This is a genomic window from Halomonas sp. PA16-9 (assembly GCF_009728585.1).
Classification (GTDB): domain Bacteria; phylum Pseudomonadota; class Gammaproteobacteria; order Pseudomonadales; family Halomonadaceae; genus Vreelandella; species Vreelandella titanicae.
Map to the genome: position 1 here is coordinate 2,763,059 of NZ_CP040451.1, position 22,321 is coordinate 2,785,379.

Consider the following 22,321-nt stretch of genomic DNA (forward strand, 5'->3'; position numbering starts at 1 on the left):
TCCCGCAGCGACTTTGCCGCCATGGCGGTGACGATTCTACTCACGCTGTGCGAAGGCGTTGAAGCCGGCATCATTAGCGGTGTGACACTTTCTATTGCGCTATTTTTGTACCGCACCAGCCGCCCCCATAGCGCCTTGGTAGGTCGTGTGCCCGGTACCGAACATTTTAGAAACACTACCCGCCACGATGTCGAAACGGTCAATACCGTTGCCCTCTTGCGCATCGATGAGAGCCTCTACTTTGCCAATGCACGCTATTTGGAAGACACCGTTTATAACCTGGTGGCGAGCCAACCCGAGCTTGAGCACGTTGTGCTGATCTGTTCGGCGGTCAACCTGATCGATGCCTCGGCGCTAGAGAGCCTGGATGCGATCAACGCCCGTTTAAAAGACTCCGATGTAAAACTGCATTTATCCGAGGTCAAAGGCCCAGTAATGGATCAGCTTAAGAAGAGTGACTTTCTGGATGCACTGACCGGACGGGTATTTCTAAGCACCTACGCCGCTTGGCGTGAGTTTTCTTAACAGTATTGCTCTCGCTACCGCTCTGAAAAACCAGGCTTTTGCCTGGTTTTTTTATGCCTGTTGTTTACTAACGGACACCTCTGATGACAACGGCATTGACAGCCACCCAGCGGCTTCTCTACTATCACCCGACCATTAAGCAAAATACAATACCGCATAGCAAAACACATTCAATCAAATAACCAGCAACTAAACGTCACCATCAACGTCACTACAACCACAATAAAGGAGCATCCCAATGCGTCCCTTCGCTCAACGCCTACTTATTGCCGCCTTACCTCTATCGCTACTCGGCGCAGCCGTCAGCCACGCCAACGAAATTGAACTGCCCGGCACCATGGCCTGGACAGCCTATGGCACCAACTCAAGTGGCTATGCTCAGGCCGTCGCCATCGGCAATATGCTGCAGAACAAATACGATTCGTCTGTACGTATTCTGCCGGGTGATAACGATGTATCACGCATGACGCCGCTCAAGCAGGGCCGCGTTGACCTTTGTGCCTGCGGGATCGCCAGCTACTACGGCGCGGAAGGTGTAATGATGTTTGCCGACCGTGACTGGGGCCCTCAGCCGCTACGCGTGATTACCACTTCCACCGCCTCTTTTGGCCTCTCTCTTGCGGTCGCGGGCGACCTGGACGTTGAAACGCCCGCTGACTTGGCGGGCAAACGCATCGCCTATATCCGTGGCGACGATGCGCTCAATAAAGGCACAGAGGCGTACCTCGCCTTTGGCGGTTTAACCTGGGATGACGTAGAGCGGGTTGATTACCCCGGCTACGGCCGCTCGTTCGACGGCATTATCGCTGGCGATGTGGATGCCTCCTTTACCACAACGGTCACCCCGCCCGCCCAGCAGTTGGCCAGTAGCCCTCGCGGCATTAGCTGGCCAGTGCTAGACCCCAACGACGAAGCCGGCTGGGAGCGTATGGCTGCGGTGGCGCCCTACTTCCGCCCTCACGAAGTCACTTCCGGGGCAGGCGGCATCAGCGCCGAAAATCCGGTGCCTAGCGCTAGCTACCCTTACCCTATCGTGGTCGCCAACCAAGACCTGGATGACAACGTGGCTTATGGTCTGATCAAGGCCATGCAGGAAAATTTCGACGACTATAAAGATAACGCCCCAGGGGCTCTTGGCTACGCCTTGGAGCAGCAAGACCTTCAGTGGGTAGTGCCGTTCCACGATGCGGTCGTGGAGTACTACAAAGAAATCGATGTATGGACTGATGAAATGCAGGCTCATCAGGACAAGCTCGTTGAGCGTCAGAACGTGCTTTTAACCGCCTGGGAAAGCTTTATGCAGGACGCACCCAGTGAGGACGAGGCATTTACTACCGGCTGGATGGAAGCCCGTGCCACCGCGCTGAGCGATGCCGGTTTCGAACCGATCTTCGAGTGATACACCACGGGGCGGCACTTGCCGCCCCCTGCTGATTGACGGATGTCCCCCATGACCACAGATACCTCGCCTGCCAATAATCAGCAGGTTAAAGAAAAGATCAGCCAAATTCGTCAGCTTCCTCCTGCGCTACGCTGGATTCCCGCCACGGTCACCGTCATTTTGATGGCGATGACCCTGGATTATCTGTTTAACGTTGGCTTACTGACTTTCGTTACGGGTCTGGAGACGCAGTTCTACTACGCCGTTGTGGCGCTGCTGCTACCGCTGGTGTTTTTGCTTTGGCCCATGCGAAGTCGCCAACAAGAGCAGCCCATTCCCTGGTATGACTACACGCTGAGCGCCATCACGCTTATCGTTGGCGGCTATTTTGTTTACAACGCAGTGCCCATTTTGGAGCGCGGCTGGGCCTTTTCTGCACCCGAAATCGCCATTTATGCCAGCTACGCCTACTGGCTGCTGATTATCGAAGCAGCACGCCGGGCGGGTGGTTTACCCATTGCGATTATTGCCGGGGTATTCTCGCTCTATCCGCTGGTGGCCGATATCGTCCCCGGCCCTATCCAGGCGTTTCCTTCCACCCTTGAACAAACCGCCATGTACCACACCATGAGTACCGAAAGCATCATGGGGGTGCCGCTGCAGGCATTCGCGGGCCTGGTGATTGGCTTTTTGGTGTTTGGTGTCGTGCTGCAGAAAAGCGGCGGCGGTAAGTTTTTTATTAATCTGGCCTTTGCGCTGCTGGGCCATGTACGGGGCGGCCCTGCTAAGGTGTCGATTTTCTCCAGTGGCCTGATGGGCTCCATGAGCGGCAGCGTGATCAGTAACGTACTCACCACCGGCGTGCTGTCGATTCCCGCCATGCGTCGTATCGGTATGAGCCGCTCCTTTGCGGGCGGTGTAGAAGCCTGCGCCTCAACCGGCGGCGTATTGATGCCCCCTGTTATGGGCGCCACCGCCTTTGTCATGGCGATGTTTCTGGACATCCCCTACTCCGCTGTGGCGCTGGCCGCCGTGATTCCATCAATTCTGTATTTCCTGGGTCTGTTTATTCAGATTGATGCCTACGCTGCCCGCCACGACATTAAAGGCTTACCCGCCGTTGAACTGCCTTCGCTATGGCAAACCCTCAAAGAGGGTTGGTACTTTATTTTTGTCTTTGCTTTATTAGTTTGGATGCTGCTGATTATGCAGCGCGAAGCCGTGGCACCTTTCTACGCCACCGCGCTGCTGTTGGTGCTGAACCAGCTTTCCAAACATAACCGCTGGGGCTGGAAGGATGTAGCCGATACGCTGTCGTCTGCGGCCAAGCTGTTTGCCGAGTTAATCGCTATTTTGGCTGGCGTGGGCATGCTGGTGGGTGCACTTTCGATGACCGGCCTTTCCGGCACCATCGCTAACGACTTTATCAATATTGCCGGTGGCAGCGTGCCGCTGCTGCTGATTATGGGCGCAGTTACCAGTTTTGTGCTGGGTATTGGCATGACCGTGACGGCTGCCTATATCTTCCTCGCCGTTGCTCTAGCCCCTGCACTGATTCAAGGCGGCGGACTGGATCCCATGGCCGTACATATGTTCATTCTCTATTGGGGCATGCTGAGCTTTATTACCCCCCGTGGCACTGGGTGCCTTTGCCGCGGCTACCGTGGCCGGAGCCCGACCCATGGAAACGGGCCTGCAGGCGATGCGTCTGGGTAGCGTGATCTACTTTATTCCCTTCCTATTCGTACTCAACCCGCGCTGATTATGCAGGGCGCGCCGCTGATGATCGTGGCTGTCTTTATCCAGGCGGTCATCGGCATCATCCTGTTTGCCTCTGCCATGCAGGGTTACCTGATGGGGGTTGGTCGACTGGGCTATGGCGCACTGCAAGAGATCGTGATTCGTGCCTTGATACTGATCGCTGGCCTACTACTGGCGCTACCGGGTGGTGGGATGGTGCCGCTTAGCCAGTGGGAATTGATCGGTCTGGCCGCAGCCGCGCTGGTACCCGGTGTTTTGATGGCACGCTTAAGCCAGCGCCACCATCGGCGTTCGCAAAGCGCCTCTGTTGCGTAACAGATGGGCGCCAAGCGTACTCTTTTCAATTCACTATCATGCGAAATACGAGAGCCTAACTATGTCCGTTCATTATCAGCGTCACGGCGATGTAGGCGTTATTCAAATAGCCAATCCGCCGGTCAATGCCTTAAGTCACGCGGTACGCAGTGGCTTAGTCGATGCGCTTAAAGAGGGTGTTGCTGACACAGATGCTAAAGCGCTGGTCGTGCTCGCCGATGGCCGCACCTTTATTGCCGGGGCAGATATTCGTGAGTTTGGTAAGCCGCCTCAAGCCCCTCTGCTGCCCGATGTGATTAACCAACTGGAAGCCTGCCCAAAACCGCTGATTGCCGCCCTGCACGGCACAGCCCTGGGCGGTGGATTGGAAGTGGCTTTGGGCTGCCACTATCGAGTGGCACTAGCGGGAACCCGGGTGGGTCTTCCGGAGGTTAAGCTGGGTCTACTGCCCGGCGCTGGTGGCACCCAGCGTTTGCCGCGTTTAGTAGGCGTTGAGCGCGCCTTAGAGATGATCACCAGCGGGCGTTTTGTGGAAGCAGAAGAGGCGCTTGAGGCAGGTATTATCGATGCTATCAGCAACGCTCAAACGCCCCTTGAAGCGGGTTTAGCCGCCGCCCAGGAAGTGCTGGCAGACGCCCAAACGCCCCGCATCACCGGCCAGCTTCCTGCCCCGGCGGCGAATCCCCAGACCGTCACTGCGATGTTGGATTGGCTTAACCAACAATCTCCCGAGCTGTTCTCGCCGTTTCGCATTGTCGAAGCGATTCAGGCCTGCGTGGAAGCCGAATCACTTGAGGCTGGATTACGCCGCGAGCGAGAACTGTTTCTAGCCTGTATGGACTCCCCCCAGCGCGCCGGGCTTATTCATCTGTTTTTTGCCGCACGCAGCCCGCACCTAGTGCCCGACGTTGAGAAAGCCAGTGCTTTTAAACACGTTGCGCTGATTGGTGAGCATCCGCTCTTTGAACGCCTGCAAAAGGCCGCGCAAAAGGCAGGCATTAGCTTAACCAGCGCGTCCAACGAGGCCACCGAACTTTGCCTACTGGCGCCAAATGCTACTCAGGATTCCCTCGCGAATTACCCTGTTGTCGCACTGGAAGAAATTGGCAGCGACAGCGATACGGCACTAAGCCTGATCATTGCTGAAAATGGCCAAATAGGTGAGTTAGTCAATGTAAGCGCAGAGCCACTTACTCAGCAGCGAGCCGCACTGACCCTTAAAGCGTTGCGGCTAAACATCGTGGTCAGCCAACAAAAAAGCATACTTCGCGCGATGCATGCTGCCATTCAGCAAGCTTCAGCCAGTGAAAAGCAGTCAGCGCTTGAACAGGCAAGTATCAATATAGCGGAACAGAGCTTCTGCTACCGGGAAAGTGACATCGATTTACTCGCGGTGGAAGCGTTTGGCTACCCGCGTCACCTAGGAGGGCCACACCGCCAGGCCACGCTCTCAACTGCTGCTAAGGATGTATAGCCCATGAACCTCACCTTTAGCCCCGAAGAGCAGGCATTTCGCGAACAGGTACGCCGCTTTCTAGCCGATGCACTGCCCAGCGATATTAGCCAGCGCGTGCGCTTGGGCCGCCATCTGCGCGCTGATGACTACCTGCGCTGGCAGAATATTCTTAGCGAACAGGGTTGGTTGGCGTCTAACTGGCCAAAAGAGTTCGGTGGCCCAGGCTGGGGGCCGGTACAGCGGCATATTTTCGACGAAGAGTGTGCTGCTGCCCATGCGCCTACAGTCGTACCCTTCGGCGTTAACATGGTGGCTCCCGTCATCATGAAGTTCGGCAGTGTCGAGCAGCAACAGCACTATCTGCCGCGCATTTTGAGCAACCAGGATTGGTGGTGCCAAGGCTACTCAGAGCCCGGCGCCGGCTCCGATTTGGCGGGTTTAAATACCCGCGCGGTTCGCGATGGCGACCACTATGTCGTTAATGGCCAGAAGACCTGGACTACCCTGGGCCAGCACGCCAACATGCTGTTCTGCCTGGTACGTACTGACCCAGACGCCAAGAAGCAGGCGGGCATCAGCTTTCTGCTGATTGATATGCAAACCCCCGGTATCACCGTGCGGCCAATTATTACCCTTGATGGTGCCCACGAAGTTAACGAAATTTTTTTAGACAACGTACGCGTACCCGTAGACAACCGTGTCGGTGAAGAGGGCCAAGGCTGGACCTGCGCTAAGTTCCTGCTCACCCACGAACGTACCGGGATTGCAGGCCTTGGTCACGCCAAGCAGGCGCTGCGCCACTTGAAGTCCCTGGCGAGCCGGATTCAACATCGTGGCAAACCGCTGCTGGAGCTAGCCAGCTTCCGTCAGCGGGTGGTGAAAGCGGAACTCGAACTAATGGCGCTGGAAGTGACCAACCTGCGCGTGATTGCCGCTGCCCGAGATGGCGGTGTGCCCGGCGCAGAGAGCTCGCTGCTTAAAGTGCGCGGCTCGGAGCTTCGCCAGGAGCTAAGCGAGCTTACCCGGCGCGCCCTGGGCCCTGCTGCGCTGCCGTTCTTCCCCGACTTCCTGTATGGCGACGACAGCCTGGATGACGAACGCGCCCAAAACGCTTACGCCAGCGCTCAGTACTTCAATCGTCGCAAGCTGTCGATTTATGGCGGCGCCAACGAAATACAAAAAAGTATCGTCGCCAAAACCATTCTAAATATGTGAGGTCACCATGGATTTTGCTTTAACCGACGAGCAGCGCATGCTCGAAGAGACGCTCACCCGCTTGGTGGCCGACCAGGTTTCCCCCGAGCAGCGCCGCGCTATGCTTGCCGCTGCTCCAAACGGCGCTTCTGCACTATGGCGCACCTTTGCCGAGCTGGGTTTGCTGCATATGCCCTTCAGCGAAGACGTGGGCGGGCTAGGGGGCGATGGCACCGACCTGATGATTATTATGCAGGCATTGGGACGAGGCTTAGTGCCCGAGCCCTATCTGGCTGGCCTAGTGCTGCCCGGCCAACTGCTGGCCGTTACCGCCAACAGCGAACAGCAAACCCGATGGCTAGCACCACTACTTGAAGGTGAGCATCAGTTGGCGCTTGCCTGGCAGGAGGTTGGCGCCCGCTACGACGCGCTTTACGGTAGCTACCCAAGCTACCCAGCAAGACGGCCAATGGCAGTTAAATGGTAGAAAACACGTGGTACTGAACCTTGAAGCCGCTGCGGCTACGCTGGTCACCGCTCAATTAGCCAGCGGCAAGCTAGGGTTATTTATTGTGCCAGCGGATGCACCGGACATCTACGCACCTATATCGCACTATCGACGACCAGCCCGCCGGCGATCTGACCCTGGACAGCGTCACGCTGCCGTTAACCAACTGCCTGAGTAAAGATGTTAGCGATGTGCTAGCGGAGGTACTGGCTGTTGGTCGCGCAGCGCTCTGCGCCCAAGCCATCGGCGCAATGGAGGAGGCCTGCGACCAAACGCTCGCTTATTTAAAAGAGCGCAAGCAGTTTGGCGTACCGCTTTCGACCTTTCAGGCCCTGCAGTACCGCATGGTGGATATGCACTTGCACCTGGAGCAGTCCCGCTCCATGGCGATTTTAGCCGCCACTAGCCTCGCGCTCCCTGCAAGCGAACGGGATTACAAAATTGCCGCGGCCAAAGCCTACTGTGGTGAATCAGCTCGCTTTATTGCCGAACAGGCGATCCAGCTGCATGGGGCGATGGGTATGACCGAAGAGTGCTATGTCGCTAGCTACGCCAAGCATCTGGTGATGTTCGATCACTACCTGGGCGACAGCGACTACCATCTCGAAACGGTCAGCGAGCTGTTAAAGGTTGCCTGAGAACGTTGCCAGAAAAGTTAATTAGGGAGCGATACATGTCAGATTACGTCGGCAAGTTAGTGACTGTCAGCGCTATTGAAAACGGTATCGTCGAAGTCGCCATTGCACGTCCAGAAGTACGCAACGCTCTGAATGAAGCCACCGCTCTGGCACTCAATGAAGCGCTGGCGGCGGTGGCGGACAATGAGCAAGTTCGCTGTGTGATTCTACGCGGTGAAGGTAGTGCATTTTGCGCCGGCGCTGACCTGGCAGAGTTTGAGAAGGCAACGTCTCAGCCTGCGAGCGAACGGCTGGAAACGCTCTTTCTGCCTGCCCTGCGTAGCCTAATGGCAATGAATAAGCCGGTGATTGCAGCGGTTAGCGGTGCGGCTGCGGGCATCGGTGTTTCCTATGTGCTCGCCAGCGATATGGTGGTGATGGGCCACTCCGCCTACCTGAAGCTTGCCTTTATCAATATTGGGCTCATCCCTGACGGCGGTGCCTGCTGGCATCTGGTGCGCCAGCTTGGCCATGCTCAGGCGTTTGAAATGGCCGCCTTGGCAACCCCCATTTCGGGTGAGCGCTGCGTCGAACTCGGATTGGCTAACCGCGTCGTCGAAGATAACCAAGTGCTAGACGAAGCTTGGTCGTTGGCGCAAGCACTGGTGAGTCAATCGTCCCAGGCGTTAAGCGCTACCAAACGCGCCTTACGGGAAGCTGCCCAGCGCCAGCTAAATGACACGATGCAATTAGAGGGCGAGCTTCAAGATCAGTGCAAGGCGTCGGAAGATTTTCACACCCGGGTGGCGGCGTTTCGTCAAAGCCGCCGTAAATGATCTAACGCTTTCTGGTAATCCTGGCGCAGCGTGGCCACTTCTTCGGCCACGCTGTGCATAGAGGCAATAGCGCCTACGCCCTGCCCCGCGCCCCAGATATCCCGCCACGCTTTTGCCTTACTGCTCCCCCCTGAGCCATAACGCATAGCGGTTTTATCACCTTCAGGCAGCGCATCAGGATCCAATCCCGCCTGCTCGATACTTTGCCGCAGATAGTTACCGTGCACGCCGGTAAACAGGTTGGTATAGACAATGTCGCCTGCCGCTGCGTCCAGCACCATCAGTTTATAGGCCGCTTGAGCGTTTGCCTCTTGGGTGGCGATAAAGCGCGTGCCCATATACACCAAGTCCACGCCTAGCGCCTGGGCGGCAACGATCTGTTCACCTTTGCTAATCGCCCCCGCCAGCACTAACGGGCCATCGTAAAAGCGGCGCACCTCCGCCACAAACGCAAAGGGGTTTAACCGCCCGGCATGGCCGCCCGCGCCGTGGCAGACCAGTATCAGCCCATCAACTCCCGCATCGATCGCTTTCTTGGCGTGCCTCAACGTGGTCACATCGTGAAACACCAGCCCGCCATAGGCATGCACCTTTTCCACCACTTGATTAGGCGCGTGCAGACTAGTGATGACCAGCGGCACCTTGAACTCGGCGCATAACGCGACATCGTGCTCTAGACGATCATTGGTGGGGTGCACAATTTGGTTCACCGCAAAGGGCGCTGAGGGTTGTTCGGGGTGCTGCGCGTCATAGTCGGCCAGGGTTTGAGTGATCTGCTGTAACCACTCACGTAATACGTCAGCAGGTCGGGCGTTGAGCGCGGGGAAAGCACCCAGAATGCCCGCTTGGCACTGGGCAATCACCAGTTCTGGCCCGGAGACGATAAACATGGGTGAACCGATCACCGGCAGGTTTAATGAAGCGGTTAGACGCGTTAGCATGGGAAACTCGCTGGTTGTTATTGTGAGGCAATACTGCAAAAGGCTCCACTGAGCCTTTCAAGAAGATGTCACACTACAATGGCATGGTCGGAACAACCCTACGCGGGGGCGCTGTGAACCCATCCATGGGCGCTACTTTCGCCATCCCTGGCGAAAGACCCCCGCTACGGGTTGTTCCGACCAATACGTGGATGCCAGAAGCATTTACAGCTTGCTCTCAAGCTCGGGCAGGATCTCAAACAGATCCCCCACCAGGCCGTAATCCGCCACCTGGAAAATCGGTGCTTCGTCGTCTTTATTGATCGCGACGATCACCTTGGAGTCTTTCATGCCCGCCAGGTGCTGAATGGCACCGGAAATACCCACGGCGATATACAGATCTGGGGCAACGATCTTGCCGGTCTGGCCAACCTGCATATCGTTGGGCACAAAGCCTGCGTCTACCGCGGCCCGGGAAGCACCAATGGCAGCCCCCAGCTTGTCGGCAATGCCGTCGAGCAGCTTGAAGTTTTCGCCGTTGCCCATGCCGCGGCCACCGGAGATCACCACCTTGGCTCCGCCCAATTCGGGACGATCTGACTGCGCAAGTTCTTCTTTCACAAAGCTGGACTGGTTGTGTCCACCATTACGTCGACGGCTTCCACCGTTGCGCTGCCGCTGGTGCCGACCGCATCAAAGCCGGTGGAACGCACGGTGATGACCTTGAGCACATCGTCGCTTTTCACCGTCGCAATGGCGTTACCGGCGTAGATAGGACGCTTGAAGGTATCGGCACTGTCCACGGCGATAACGTCCGACAGCTGGCTGACGTCTTTTAGCGCGGCTAAACGCGGCAGGACGTTTTGCCGGTGGTGGAGGCGCTGGCCAGCACGTGGGTGTAGCCATCGGCCAGTTCGACCAGCAGCGCGCCATGGGCTCGGCGAGCTGGTGGGCGTAAACGGCGTTATCCGCGACGCGGACTTTGCTTACGCCGTCGAGCTTGGCGGCGGCCTCGGCGGCGGCTTGAACGCCTTCACCGGCCACCAGAACGTCAATATCGCCACCGATGGCTTGGGCGGGCCGCACGGACGTGGGCGGTGGCGCCGGCCAGCTGGCCTTCGTGTAGATCCGCAAGTACCAGAATGCTCATGGCATCAACTCCTTTCAAAGCGCTTGTAGCAAAGTACTTGTCTCAAAGAACTTTGGCTTCGTTTTTCAGTTTGTCGATCAGCTCGTCTACCGAGGCGACTTTGACGCCGCCTTTGCGCTCGGCGGGCGACTCGACTTTGAGCAGACTGACCTTGGAGGCAACCTCGACGCCGTAGTCGGCGGGGGTTTTCACTTCCAGCGGCTTCTTCTTGGCCTTCATGATATCGGGAGCTTGGCGTAGCGCGGCTCGTTGAGGCGCAGGTCGGTGGTGACGATCGCCGGTAGCGTCAGTGCGATGGTTTGCAGGCCGCCGTCGATTTCACGCGTCACGTTCACCTTGTCACCGTCCACTGCAACTTCCGAGCAAAAGTGCCTTGGGCAGCCGGTCAGCGCGGCGAGCATTTGGCCGGTCTGGTTGTTGTCGGTGTCGATGGCCTGCTTGCCCAGCACCACCAACCCCGGCTGCTCTCTTCGACCACTTTGGCCAGCAGCTTGGCCACGGCCAGGGATTCGGCGCGCTCGTCGGTTTCGATATGAATGGCGCGGTCAGCGCCCAGCGCCAGCGCGGTACGCAGCTGCTCTTGGGCGGCTTTGGGCCCTACCGTGACGGCGACGACTTCTGTCGCCACGCCCTTCTCTTTCAGGCGTACCGCCTCTTCCACGGCAATTTCGCAGAAGGGGTTCATGGCCATTTTGACGTTGGTAAGATCGACGTCCGAATGATCCGCCTTAACGCGGATTTTGACGTTATAGTCGATGACGCGTTTCACCGCGACGAGTACTTTCATAAGGCGTGCTCCTGGCGATTAAAAATATTTAACCTAGATAATTTCGCATAGCAGAATTATGTTTCACTTTATAAAAAGAACAATAAAAAAACACTGCACAAAGGTCAAGCACTTCCTCATTCTTGCCAGATCTAGAGCAGTTGGTCACTACCTTTACGAATATCCGATAACGCGTGGGAGGGTAGGTAGAAGCGAGGGTCTTTTGCCACGGCCGGAAAATAGTTCCAGACGTTTCCGGCATTTCCGCCATCCATGGCGGTCAGATGGCAAAAGTAGCTCCCAAGGACGGGTTTACAGCGCCCTCGCGTAGACCTAGCCTCACCACTAAGGCGTGCAATATTTAAAAGGGTGCCCATACAAACCACGCTGCCAATAGCGGAATCGAGGCGACCAGAAATTTGCCGTTCCAGCGGTAGCCGATACGCGTGGCGGGCACACCGGTAAATCGGGATAAAATCAGCATTGATGCCGTCATCGGCGACGACATTAGCGCCAGCGCCCAACCCACCATCAGCGATGCACCTATCAGTGCGGGTGTTAGTCCCTCGATAGCTAACTGCGGTAGCAGCCCCACCAGCAGCGTTACCGTCACGATAGGATTAACGCCGACCTGGGCCAGCCCTACCACCATCAGCATCGCCAGTACAGCATTGAAGGCGCCCCACTGGTTCAACACGGTTAGTAGCGGCGCCAACTGCTGAGTGTCAACCAGTCCAACGCATAAGTGCCCCAAATAGCCCGCCGCCCCTAGCACCACGATCTCATTGGCACTGGGCGAAAGTAGCCACGGTAACTGGCGATGCACCGCGCTAACCGCGGCAGGCAGCCCACAGAAACCAAGCCTGCGCCGCTGCCAGGCAAGCCAAATCAGCGCCCCCGTGGGCGCACCTAACAGCGCGGCAATGGGTAAGCGCAGCTCTAATAGCCAGGCAAGGCTAAACACTAGCGCCACAATTCCCAGCAGCAACACGCTGAACTGAGCCAGCGGGCGTAACGAAGGAGCAGCTACCGGGGCTTTATTGGCAGGTGGATGCGGGCCGGTGAGAAAATCTACCGCCCATCCGGCCAGAAAAATTAGCACAGCGGCACCCAAAATATACGGCGCAAGCTCAAGCCAAGTGACCTGGGGAAGGCTCGACAGTACGACGGCAACGCCGATACCCATGGGCGAAATAAGCGGCGCCAGTGAAAACCCGCGCAGCAGCGCCAACATCATGCGCCGCTGACGAGCCTCTCGCACCCAGGCACGCCCCTGGGCCGCGCCTAGGGTGTTACTCTTCTCAATCATGGCAGCAAACAAGTTAAGCACGCCGATATTGAGAATAATGCCAAACAGTGCTGAACCGAGCGATAAAATTGGGTAGCGGCGGCTAGGCGGTTGAAGCAGCATGCTTTGCCCACAGCGGCGCACCAGGCGTGAACGGTAGGCAGGCAAACGTAGCATGCTCAACGCCACCACAAAGGTAGCAAAAAACGCAAAACGCCCACTGGCTTCAAACAGCAGTTGGCCTGGGTTCGACGAGTGCCAGAGCGCTAGCAGCGACACTATCCCCGCGGCTAGCAGTAACCCTTTGGCCATCCGCGTTAGCTTGCCAACAAGCGTTAATAGATAGAGCGCCAGCGCGGCAATGCCGACGGCTTGCCAAAACAGGCTGCCAACCACCAGATGAAACAGCGTTGCCAAGGTGACCAGCAGTAACAGAGAAACCCGCAGGCGGGCTGGGCTCACTCAGTTGGCTCCCGGGGTTTGTTTTCTGGAAATCCCTCTGTGGATTCACTGCCACTGCGACGCCGAAAGGAGCCTTCTCCCATGGCCACTAAGCTGCCCTGCTCATCGACTATCTCACCGCTGCTCATATAGGTTTTCTGTCCGCCGCCGCGAACCGTGCCGATTGCCTTCAACACACCTTGCCGGGCAGGGCCCACAAAGGTCGTGGTTAATGAGAGTGTCATTCCTCGGCGAATATTGCCCGGTACATCGCAGTGCAGACCGGCAAGGCTTAAAGCGCTATCCAACATGGAAGCTAATACACCGCCATGTACATTGCCGCTGCGGTTAAGATGTTTTGGCTCAATGGTCAGTTCAACGACTACTCGACCCTCTTCCCACTCAACGACGTGCATGCCCAGCAGTTCGTGGTAGCCCATTAACGCTTGCTGAGGTGAATGACTCATGAGCCGCTCTCCTGCTGGGCTAAATCGCGCAATCGTCCTTTAAGAATTTTGCCGCTGGCGGTGGAAGGTAGCGTATCCATCAATACAATTTGAGTAGGCCGTTTGTAAGGCGCCAACCGCTCGGCAATAAACGCCTTGAGCTCCGCCATATCAACGTCAACACCCGGCTCGCACTGCACAAACGCCACGACTTCTTCATTACCGGCGATTTGACGCCCCACTACGGCGGTAAGCGTTACCGCAGGGTGCTCGTTAATCACCGCTTCCACATCCGGCGGGTAGATATTGAAGCCAGAGCGGATAATCAGCTCTTTGCTACGCCCTACAATATAGAGTTGGTCATGGTGATCGAGTTTGGCGATATCACCGGTATTGAGCCAACCATCTTCGGTTAGGGTGGCGCGGGTAGCTTCCGGCTGGCGGAAGTAACCCTTCATAATATTAGGCCCGCGCACCCATAGTTCACCCACTTCATCTCCAGGCTGCTCGGCAGTTCCGCTGTCGCTAAGCGGTTCCAGGCGGTACTCAAGTAAAGGCAATACCCGGCCAACGGTGCTAGTTGCATGGTGGTCATCGATGCGGGTCTGGCTGATGGTAGGGCTGGCCTCGGTTAAACCGTAGCCGTTATGCAGCGTCAGCCCAAAGGCTGCCTCTACCCGCACTTTGGTGTCGCTATCTAACGGTGAACCTCCTGCTGACATATAAATTAGATCAGGCGCTTCTAACGGGCGCTGTTCACGTTTTAAAAACTCTAACGCCCGGGCATACATCGCCGGCACTCCCTGGAGAACGGTAATGTGCTCCTGCTTTAGCGTCGCCAACATATGGGCGGCATCGAAGCGCGGCACGGTATACAGGCAGGCGCCGTTATAGAGCGACCCCATACATACCGAAGAGAGGCCAAACACATGAGACATGGGCAGCACGCCGTAGACCCGCTGCCCTTCGCTTAAATGACGCATGCCCCCAGAGATTGAGGCAATATACAGAATGCCACGATGGGTTAGCATGACGCCTTTAGGTGTGCCAGTGGTGCCTGAGGTGTAGATCATCGCCGCCACCTGCTCGGCCCCGCTCGCGCAGACCGGTTCGGGCTCACTGTCATACAGCGGCGAAATGGCCAGCCCACCCAACTGAGGGTGTTGGTAGCGGTCAGCCGCGTGGCGCTCGGCGTGCTGGCACGCCTCTGGGGATGCTTCACAGGTATAGAAGACTCGCCGGGGCAGGCAGTTGCCCTGAATCAGGTCAACTTCCTGTGCTGACAGGCGCGAGTTCACAATCGCTACCCAGACATCCAATTCACTGGCGGCCAGCAGCAGCACGACCAGAGCGCGACAGTTTTCACTCACCGTCATAATCCGGTCGCCAGGGCGAATGCCCAATGCGCTTAACCAGCCATAAGCGGCGTGTATTTCTTGACCAAGCTCCGCATAACTCCAGCGCACAGTGCCATCCACTATAGCCGGGTGCTCGCCAAGCAGCTTGGCATTTTCAAGCACGCGGGTACTGAGGCGCTCGGGAAGCTCGGCCACCAGCTCGCTGGCAAGGCGCCCAAAAATAGCCTCGTCCGGCGCTTGGTAGGAAACCGATAAAGCCATTAGGACGCCTCCCGCACCATGTTGCGAGCAATGACGATTTGTTGAATCTGGGTGGTGCCTTCGTAAATACGGAATAGCCGCACATCGCGGTAGAAACGCTCAACCGCGTATTCCGACATGTAACCCGCCCCACCGTGAACCTGCACCGCGCGGTCTGCGACACGGCCCACCATTTCGGCGCAGAACAGTTTGCAGCAGGAGGCCAGTGTCGAAACATTTTCGCCATTGTCTTTACGCCGTGCAGCGTCCATCACCATGGTTTTGCCTGCATAGGCTTCGGTTTTGCTATCCGCCAACATGGCTTGGATCAGCTGATGCTCGGCAAGCGCCGCGCCAAACTGCTTACGCTCCATGGTGTAGCGCAGCGACTCTTCCACTAAGCGCTCGGCCACGCCTACACAGACCGCCGAAATATGCAGCCGCCCACGATCCAGCACCTTCATCGCCGTTTTAAACCCTTGTCCCTCTTTCCCGCCAATAATATTTTCAGCGGGCACCCGGCAGTTGTCGAAAATAATATCGCAGGTATGGGCGCCCTTCTGGCCCATCTTGTTATCCGCAGGGCCGCGTACCAGCCCTGGCGTGTTACCTTCGACGATAAAGGCTGAGATCCCACCCGCACCTTTATTCTCTGGGTCAGTACGCGCCATCACGGTAAACAGATCGGCTTCTGGGCCGTTGGTGATATAGCGCTTGGTGCCGTTCAAGATATAGTCATCGCCATCCCGCACCGCCGTCGTGCGCAGGCTGGCGGCGTCGGAGCCGGAATCGGGCTCGGTGAGACAAAACGAGCTAAGAATCTCGCCCGTGGCCAAGCGTGGCACATACTTGGCTTTCTGCTCATCAGTACCATCAATCAAAATACCCTGGGCGCCAATGCCATTATTAGTGCCAAACACCGAGCGAAAGGCAGGCGAGGTTTTACCAATCTCCATCGCCACCAGCGCTTCTTCCTCCATGGTCAGGCCTAGGCCGCCGTACTCTTCTGGAATCGATAGCCCGAAAAGCCCCATCTCTTTCATTTCCGCAAGAATTTCCGGGGGCACCGCATCCTCTTCGGCTAGGCGTGCCTCATTAGGAATTAAGCGCTCACGGACAAAGCGGGCGATGGTATCGACAAGCTGGTTAATCAATTCGGGATCGCGAATCATGACGGCTCCTGGTGGCAACGGGTTTTATGGTTAGAGTTATCATTCGAAGTAGCGCTGGGCGTGGACAGTACATGCATTTTGCATAGCAAAACTATTGTCCACTATTCTTGTCAGGCACTTTTGCATAGCCTAGGATGGCAGTCAATAATTGAAACACCATTTTGCAATGCAGAATCACAATGCTAAATATACACCCATTTGCAGAGAGGACTTAGCGTATGGCTAGCGAATCAACACCTTCCCCCTTTACCACGCTTGGCATCGTCGGCACCGGCGCCATGGGGCGTGGCATCGCACAGTTGGCTGCCCAGGCCGGTCTAGACGTCATGCTTTTTGACGTTAAAGAGGGTGCCGCACAAGAAGCGAAAGCCTTTATTAATGGCTTATGGCAGAGAAGTGTCGAAAAGCAGCGCATTAACGCAGAACAGGCGCAGCACTATAGTGAACGGTTGATTGAAGCCAGCGAGCTTGCCGCGCTCGCTCCCTGCGATATTGTGGTGGAAGCCATTGTCGAGAAGCTGGAGGCCAAGCAGGGGCTGTTTAGCGATTTAGAAGCAATCCTCAGCCAGCAGGCTGTGTTGGCGACCAATACCTCTTCACTCTCCGTCACGGCCATTGCCGCCGCCTGCCAGCACCCTGAGCGGGTTATTGGCTTTCACTTCTTTAATCCCGTGCCGCTGATGAAGATTGCCGAGGTCATCCCTGGCTTGCGTACCACCGATGAGGTGACTCAGCGGGTCAATGCTCTAGGACAAGCCATGGGCCACTTTACGGCCCAAACCACCGATACACCTGGGTTTCTGGTTAACCATGCGGTCGTGCCTTCGGCACTGAAGCGCTGCGACTGCTAGGCGAAAGCGTCGCTGACCCGGCCACTATTGACCGTATTATGGTTGATCAGGGCGGATTCCGGATGGGGCCCTTTACCCTGCTTGATCTTACCGGGCTGGACGTTTCCCACGCCGTGATGGAGTCGGTGTATCACCAGTATTATGAAGAAGCGCGTTTTCGCCCTTCACCGTTAACCCGACAGCGCTTGGCCGCGGGCTTGCTGGGGCGTAAAACCGGCGAAGGCTTTTACCGCTATGTGGAAGGCAAACAGCAGATGCCGGATGAGCCGGTCATCAAGCCTGCCTCACCTTGCCCGGTATGGATTAGCCAGGAAGACCCCGAGAGTGCCAAGGCACTCACCGCGCTGGTGCATGCGGCGGGCTGGCCATTAGAAACTGACCCACTACCCACTGCCCAAGCGCTATGCCTGCTGACTCCCTTTGGAGAAGATGCCACTAGCTGCGCCCTGCGCCAGGGGCTAGACGCTGAGCAGTGTGTAGCGGTGGATATGCTCGCAGGGCTCGATAAACGCCGCAGCCTCATGGCCACGCCAATCACCCACTCCGCTTTCATTCAAGCAGCGCAAAGCCTGCTCAATCATGACGGCACGCCGGTAAGTACTCTGCAGGACAGCAACGGCTTCGTTCTTCAGCGCATTATTGCCTGCATCGTCAACGTCGGTGCCGACATTGCCCAGCAAGGCGTGGCAGAACCCACGACTATCGACCGAGCGGTTGAGCTGGGTTTGGGCTACCCTTTCGGCCCGCTACGCATGGGCGACCATTACGGCGCCACGCGCATCATGACGATATTGACCAACCTGCTTGAGGCCACCGGCGACCCACGCTATCGGCCTAGCCCCTGGCTGCGCCGCCGCGCCGCGCTGCAAATGTCGTTAACCGCCGCTTAACCTACCAATAACAAGGAGCATCACCATGCAAGACGCCTATATTTACGACGGTTTACGTACCCCTTTTGGTCGCCACGGTGGCAGCTTAGCGGCTATTCGCCCAGATGAGCTGTTGGGGCTGACGCTTAAAACACTGGTAGCCCGCAACCCATTCGCGCCAGCAAGCTATGAAGAGGTGCTGGCAGGCTGCACCAACCAAGCGGGGGAAGACTCCCGAAACGTAGCCCGTCACGGCGCACTGTTGGCAGGTCTGCCCATCGAAGTGGCAGGGCAAACCGTTAACCGGCTTTGCGGCAGTGGCTTGGCAGCGATGATGGATGCGGCCCGGGCGGCACGGCTAGGTGAAGGCGAGCTGTTTTTAGCAGGCGGCGTTGAGTCCATGTCCCGTGCACCTTATGTGTGGGTAAAGCGGACTCTCCCTATGCCCGCAACCAGCCGCTGTACGACACGGTGATTGGCTCACGCTTTCCCAACCCCTGGATTGCTAAGGAGTACGGCAGCCATAGCATGCCGGAAACTGCTGATAACATTGCCCACGACCTGAATATTAGCCGCGATGAAAGCGACACCTTTGCCGCCCGCTCTCAGGCCCGCTACGCCCAAGCGCTGGCCTCAGGTTTCTACGACGGCGAGATGTTTGGCGTAGAGGTGCCCCAAGGGCGTAAACAGCCGCCACTGTTGGTGGAAAAAGACGAACACCCCCGCCCACAAAGCACCGAAGACAAACTGGCCCGACTGGGCTCGCTATTCGAGGGTGGCGTGGTCACCGCCGGAAATGCCTCGGGCCTGAATGACGGCGCCGCTGCCATGATTGTCGGCACCAAGGCCGCCGGTGAACGTGTGGGCCTAGCGCGCGCGCGCGCGCATTGTCGCCAGCGCCGTTGCCGGTGTGGCTCCGCGGGTTATGGGGTTAGGGCCAGTACCCGCTTCACAAAAGGCGTTGGCGCGTGCAGGGCTTACCCTTGAGCAGATGGATGTGATTGAAATCAACGAAGCGTTTGCCGTTCAGGTGCTTGGCTGCGTGCAGCAGTTGGGTCTCTCCGTTGATGATCCACGCTTGAACGCCAACGGCGGCGCTATCGCCATTGGTCATCCTCTGGGGCATCAGGAGCACGCTTGGCGCTTACGGCTCTCCGACAGCTTGAAGCGACCGGTGGGCGCTATGCGTTGGTTACCATGTGCATCGGCGTCGGTCAGGGCATTGCCACGATTATCGAGCGTCTGGACAGCTGATTTAGTGTCAAACAGCCGCTATTTCGTTGAGAGGCATGAACGCTGCGTCTAAGTAGATATGCGATACTGGGCGCCATAAGCCACCTATTGTTGGGATATTGAATGCACCCCACCGACACTGATGCTGACGACCCGCAGTTGCCAGGAAAAGATCGTAACTTTGTGACTGCCCTCGCGCGCGGTTTAGAGTTACTGCGCGCCTTTGGCGCAGGTGAAGAGTATTTAGGCAATGCTGAGCTCTCCAACCGTACGAGTATCCCTCGACGGTGTCACGTTTAACCTATACCCTGACGCAGTTGGGCTATCTCCAACACAATACCCACCTGGAAAAGTACCGCCTTGGGCCAGGTGTCTTAGCCTTGGGATATCGCTTTCTCGCCAATATGGGCATTCGCGAAATTGCTCGCCCGCATCTGCAGAAATTTGCTGATGCCACCGACTGTAACGTTAGCCTGGGCGGGGCCGACCGCAGTGACATGGTTTATTTGGAAACCTGCCACGGCCATGGCCCGCTAATCATTCGCCTGGACACGGGCTCCCGCCTGCCCATTGCCACTTCCGCCATTGGTCGTGCCTGGCTATGCGGTTTGTCTGACGAACGGCGCCAGCAGGTGCTCCAAGAGTTGGCCAGCGAGTATGGTAGCGACTGGCCGCGTTATGAAGCGGGTATACAACAGAGTTTCAAAGACTATGCACAGTACGGTTTTTGTCTCTCTGAGCAGGATTGGCAGCGCGATATTAGCGCGGTGGCGATGCCGCTAATTTTAGAAGATGGCGCCGAGGTCATGGCGATTAACTGCGGCGGCTCCAGCCTGCGCTTGGATCACGACCGCTTGGTTAATAACTTAGGCCCACGTCTCAAAGAAGTCGCTAATCAGATTAAGCAGGAACTAGCGCCAAGAAACCGCTCGGCAAGGTAGATTCAAGCTAGGGAGACTTTAACTAACGCCCGTTTGAATGCATCATAGACTTCTAAACAAGCGCAGCGATACCAAGAGCGCCGAGGAGTGGGGATGCCAAGCGAGTGGATAGCGCGTCATGATCAAACAGTCACCCTTAAAGGCGAGTGGACACTTGCCAATTACCGCTATATCAAAGCGGCGCTTAATCACAGTGAAACTCGAACCGAACTTGGCAAGCCAACGGGTGCGACGGTTTCGTTAGACGCAATAACTCGCCTTGATACCGCCGGTGCCATACTCATTGTAGAGCTGATTGGCGTTGAGAAAGCACAGGCGGTAGCGGATTGGGCAGCAGAACTGCCGAAAGAGCAGCAGGCGCTGCTGGTGCGTATTGCCGAAGCCATGGAAGCGCCGCTTGACGTTGATCCCCCCTCCTATTCGCGTATTAGCCAAGCGCTTGCCAGCGTGGGCCAACACATGGCGGGGCTTTGGTCTCAGCAGCGCCAGCTGCTGGCCTTTATTGGTCTCGTCGTGGCTACCCTATTCCATCTGGCATTGCGGCCACGCCACTGGCGCCTAACGGCCACCGTTGCCCATATTCAGCAGAGCGGTCTTAATGCCGTACCCATCGTCGCGCTACTCACCTTTATGGTGGGTGCCGTTGTGGCTTTCCTTGGCGCTACCGTTTTGCAGGATTTTGGCGCCACGATTTATACCATCGATCTTGTTGCGTTCTCATTCTTACGAGAGTTCGGCGTTCTGCTTGCTGCAATTTTATTAGCGGGACGAACCGCCAGCGCCTTTACTGCCCAGATCGGCGCCATGAAATCCAATGAAGAGATTGATGCCCTGCAGGCCCAAGGGCTAGATCCTATCGAGCTTTTGGTGCTGCCACGGGTAATGGCGATGTTAATTAGCCTGCCCATGCTAGCGTTTGTGGGCATGCTCAGCGGCTTAGCGGGTGGTGCCATGGTCACCTCTTTGTCACTGGATATTTCACTTACCCAGTTCATGGCCACGCTGCAAAAAGACGTATCGGTGACACACTTTTTGGTAGGGCTTAGCAAAGCACCGGTGTTTGCCTTTGTGATCGCCGTTATCGGCTGCCTTGAAGGCTTTAAGGTCAGCGGCAGTGCGCAGTCGGTGGGAGAACACACTACGTCAAGCGTCGTTCAGTCGATTTTTATGGTGATTCTGATTGATGCCGTCGCCGCGCTATTCTTTATGGAGATGGGCTGGTGATCAATTCAGATAAACCGACAGAGCAAAACGACCTACCGGTCATTAAGGTTCGAGGCTTGGTGAACCGCTTTGGCGCTCATGTGGTTCACGAAAATTTAGATCTGACCCTTGAACGCGGGGAAATCCTCGGCGTTGTAGGCGGTTCTGGTACCGGCAAATCAGTGCTGTTACGCAGCATCGTTGGTTTGAAGCGCCCCAATGACGGCACGGTTGAAGTCCTAGGCACAACCCTTAACGAGCTTAGCGAGGCACAGCGCAGTCAAATAGAGCGGCGCTTTGGTGTACTGTTTCAACGCGGTGCGCTGTTCAGCTCGTTGAACCTGCAAGAAAATATTGCCCTACCGCTAATTGAACACGCCAGGCTACCCCGTGAAGACGCCGAGCATCTTGCCAGGGTAAAGCTAGCGTTGGTCGGGCTGCCGCCACAGGCCGCGCTGCAGTTTCCTGAGTCGCTGTCTGGCGGCATGGTCAAGCGCGCCGCCCTTGCCCGTGCCTTAGCGCTTGATCCTGACATCCTGTTTCTTGATGAGCCCACGGCGGGGCTTGACCCTATTGGCGCTGCGGCCTTCGATCAGTTGCTGGTCACCCTTCGCGATGCGCTGGGTTTCAGCGTTTTCCTGGTCACCCATGACCTGGATACGCTCTACGCTGCCTGCGATCGGGTCGCGGTACTTTCACAGAAACGTGTGCTGGTGGTGGATACCATCGATAAAGTGGCGGATACCGACGATGAATGGGTTCAAGACTACTTTCACGGCCCGCGAGGTCGAGCCGCTCAGCGTGCTCATACCGGCTCTTCAAATAACGCTAACGTCCAGGAGTGACTGCA

15 protein-coding genes and 6 pseudogenes are annotated in these 22,321 nt (G+C 57.0%); 14 read left to right on the forward strand and 7 right to left on the reverse strand.

Translation table 11 applies throughout. The features are described from left to right. The first annotated feature begins 21 nt into the window (after positions 1–21). The 9 genes and pseudogenes from FDY98_RS28070 (at position 22) to FDY98_RS12830 (ending at position 8,593) form a co-directional block, all read left to right on the forward strand. A complete protein-coding gene (locus FDY98_RS28070; protein ID WP_340146891.1) occupies positions 22–525 on the forward strand; it encodes a sodium-independent anion transporter in 504 nt (167 codons plus the stop codon). Positions 526–763: 238 nt separating this feature from the next. Next, positions 764–1,924 carry a TAXI family TRAP transporter solute-binding subunit gene (locus tag FDY98_RS12805; protein ID WP_027959559.1) on the forward strand — a complete coding sequence of 387 codons (1,161 nt, stop codon included), beginning with the start codon at positions 764–766 and terminating at the stop codon, positions 1,922–1,924. 171 nt (positions 1,925–2,095) lie between these two features. Next, a pseudogene (locus tag FDY98_RS12810) lies at positions 2,096–3,668 on the forward strand (TRAP transporter permease). 20 nt (positions 3,669–3,688) lie between these two features. Continuing rightward, the gene (locus FDY98_RS28075) at positions 3,689–3,982 is read left to right on the forward strand and encodes a hypothetical protein (protein ID WP_340146546.1); all 294 of its coding nucleotides are present in this window, start codon (positions 3,689–3,691) and stop codon (positions 3,980–3,982) included. Between the two features lie 61 nt (positions 3,983–4,043). Further along, the gene (locus tag FDY98_RS12815) at positions 4,044–5,456 is read left to right on the forward strand and encodes an enoyl-CoA hydratase/isomerase family protein (RefSeq protein ID WP_027959561.1); all 1,413 of its coding nucleotides are present in this window, start codon (positions 4,044–4,046) and stop codon (positions 5,454–5,456) included. Between the two features lie 3 nt (positions 5,457–5,459). Beyond that, a complete protein-coding gene (locus FDY98_RS12820) occupies positions 5,460–6,653 on the forward strand; it encodes an acyl-CoA dehydrogenase family protein (RefSeq protein WP_027959562.1) in 1,194 nt (397 codons plus the stop codon). A 7-nt stretch (positions 6,654–6,660) separates the two neighbouring features. Then, positions 6,661–7,119 (forward strand): acyl-CoA dehydrogenase family protein, encoded by a 459-nt coding sequence (locus tag FDY98_RS28080; RefSeq protein WP_340146547.1) that lies wholly within the window; start codon positions 6,661–6,663, stop codon positions 7,117–7,119. A gap of 95 nt (positions 7,120–7,214) precedes the next feature. Continuing rightward, positions 7,215–7,778 (forward strand): acyl-CoA dehydrogenase, encoded by a 564-nt coding sequence (locus FDY98_RS28085; protein ID WP_340146548.1) that lies wholly within the window; start codon positions 7,215–7,217, stop codon positions 7,776–7,778. Between the two features lie 35 nt (positions 7,779–7,813). Next, on the forward strand, positions 7,814–8,593 hold the full coding sequence (locus tag FDY98_RS12830; protein WP_027959564.1) for an enoyl-CoA hydratase/isomerase family protein: 780 nt from the start codon (positions 7,814–7,816) through the stop codon (positions 8,591–8,593). Here FDY98_RS12830 and FDY98_RS12835 read toward each other — a convergent pair. The 7 genes and pseudogenes from FDY98_RS12835 to FDY98_RS12865 all read right to left on the reverse strand — a co-directional run bounded on the left by FDY98_RS12835 (position 8,575) and on the right by FDY98_RS12865 (position 16,374). Next, positions 8,575–9,534, reverse strand: coding sequence for an NAD(P)H-dependent flavin oxidoreductase (locus FDY98_RS12835; protein ID WP_027959565.1), 960 nt, complete (start codon positions 9,532–9,534; stop codon positions 8,575–8,577). The two genes, FDY98_RS12830 and FDY98_RS12835, sit on opposite strands and share 19 nt — an antisense overlap. Positions 9,535–9,738: 204 nt before the next feature. Next, positions 9,739–10,663 (reverse strand): annotated as a pseudogene (locus FDY98_RS12840) (electron transfer flavoprotein subunit alpha/FixB family protein). A 42-nt stretch (positions 10,664–10,705) separates the two neighbouring features. Beyond that, a pseudogene (locus FDY98_RS12845) lies at positions 10,706–11,450 on the reverse strand (electron transfer flavoprotein subunit beta/FixA family protein). 340 nt (positions 11,451–11,790) lie between these two features. After that, positions 11,791–13,179 (reverse strand): hypothetical protein, encoded by a 1,389-nt coding sequence (locus FDY98_RS12850; RefSeq protein ID WP_027959568.1) that lies wholly within the window; start codon positions 13,177–13,179, stop codon positions 11,791–11,793. Next, on the reverse strand, positions 13,176–13,625 hold the full coding sequence (locus FDY98_RS12855) for a PaaI family thioesterase (protein ID WP_027959569.1): 450 nt from the start codon (positions 13,623–13,625) through the stop codon (positions 13,176–13,178). Before FDY98_RS12855 ends, FDY98_RS12850 begins: the two co-directional genes overlap by 4 nt. Next, positions 13,622–15,223, reverse strand: coding sequence for a class I adenylate-forming enzyme family protein (locus FDY98_RS12860; protein ID WP_027959570.1), 1,602 nt, complete (start codon positions 15,221–15,223; stop codon positions 13,622–13,624). The genes FDY98_RS12855 and FDY98_RS12860 overlap by 4 nt, the downstream gene beginning before the upstream one ends. Further along, the gene (locus FDY98_RS12865; RefSeq protein ID WP_022523327.1) at positions 15,223–16,374 is read right to left on the reverse strand and encodes an acyl-CoA dehydrogenase family protein; all 1,152 of its coding nucleotides are present in this window, start codon (positions 16,372–16,374) and stop codon (positions 15,223–15,225) included. Before FDY98_RS12865 ends, FDY98_RS12860 begins: the two co-directional genes overlap by 1 nt. Before the next feature lie 218 nt (positions 16,375–16,592). Here FDY98_RS12865 and FDY98_RS12870 point away from each other — a divergent pair. The 5 genes and pseudogenes from FDY98_RS12870 (at position 16,593) to FDY98_RS12890 (ending at position 22,316) form a co-directional block, all read left to right on the forward strand. Further along, positions 16,593–18,115, forward strand: a pseudogene (locus FDY98_RS12870) (3-hydroxyacyl-CoA dehydrogenase). 25 nt (positions 18,116–18,140) lie between these two features. Further along, positions 18,141–19,348: pseudogene (locus tag FDY98_RS12875) on the forward strand (3-oxoadipyl-CoA thiolase). 102 nt (positions 19,349–19,450) lie between these two features. After that, positions 19,451–20,268 (forward strand): annotated as a pseudogene (locus FDY98_RS12880) (IclR family transcriptional regulator). 93 nt (positions 20,269–20,361) lie between these two features. After that, complete coding sequence (locus FDY98_RS12885; RefSeq protein ID WP_022523323.1) at positions 20,362–21,492, forward strand: MlaE family ABC transporter permease; 1,131 nt, start codon at positions 20,362–20,364, stop codon at positions 21,490–21,492. Next, positions 21,492–22,316: an ABC transporter ATP-binding protein gene (locus tag FDY98_RS12890; RefSeq protein ID WP_027959573.1), complete on the forward strand. Its 825-nt coding sequence runs from the start codon at positions 21,492–21,494 to the stop codon at positions 22,314–22,316. Before FDY98_RS12885 ends, FDY98_RS12890 begins: the two co-directional genes overlap by 1 nt. The last annotated feature ends 5 nt before the right edge of the window (positions 22,317–22,321 follow it).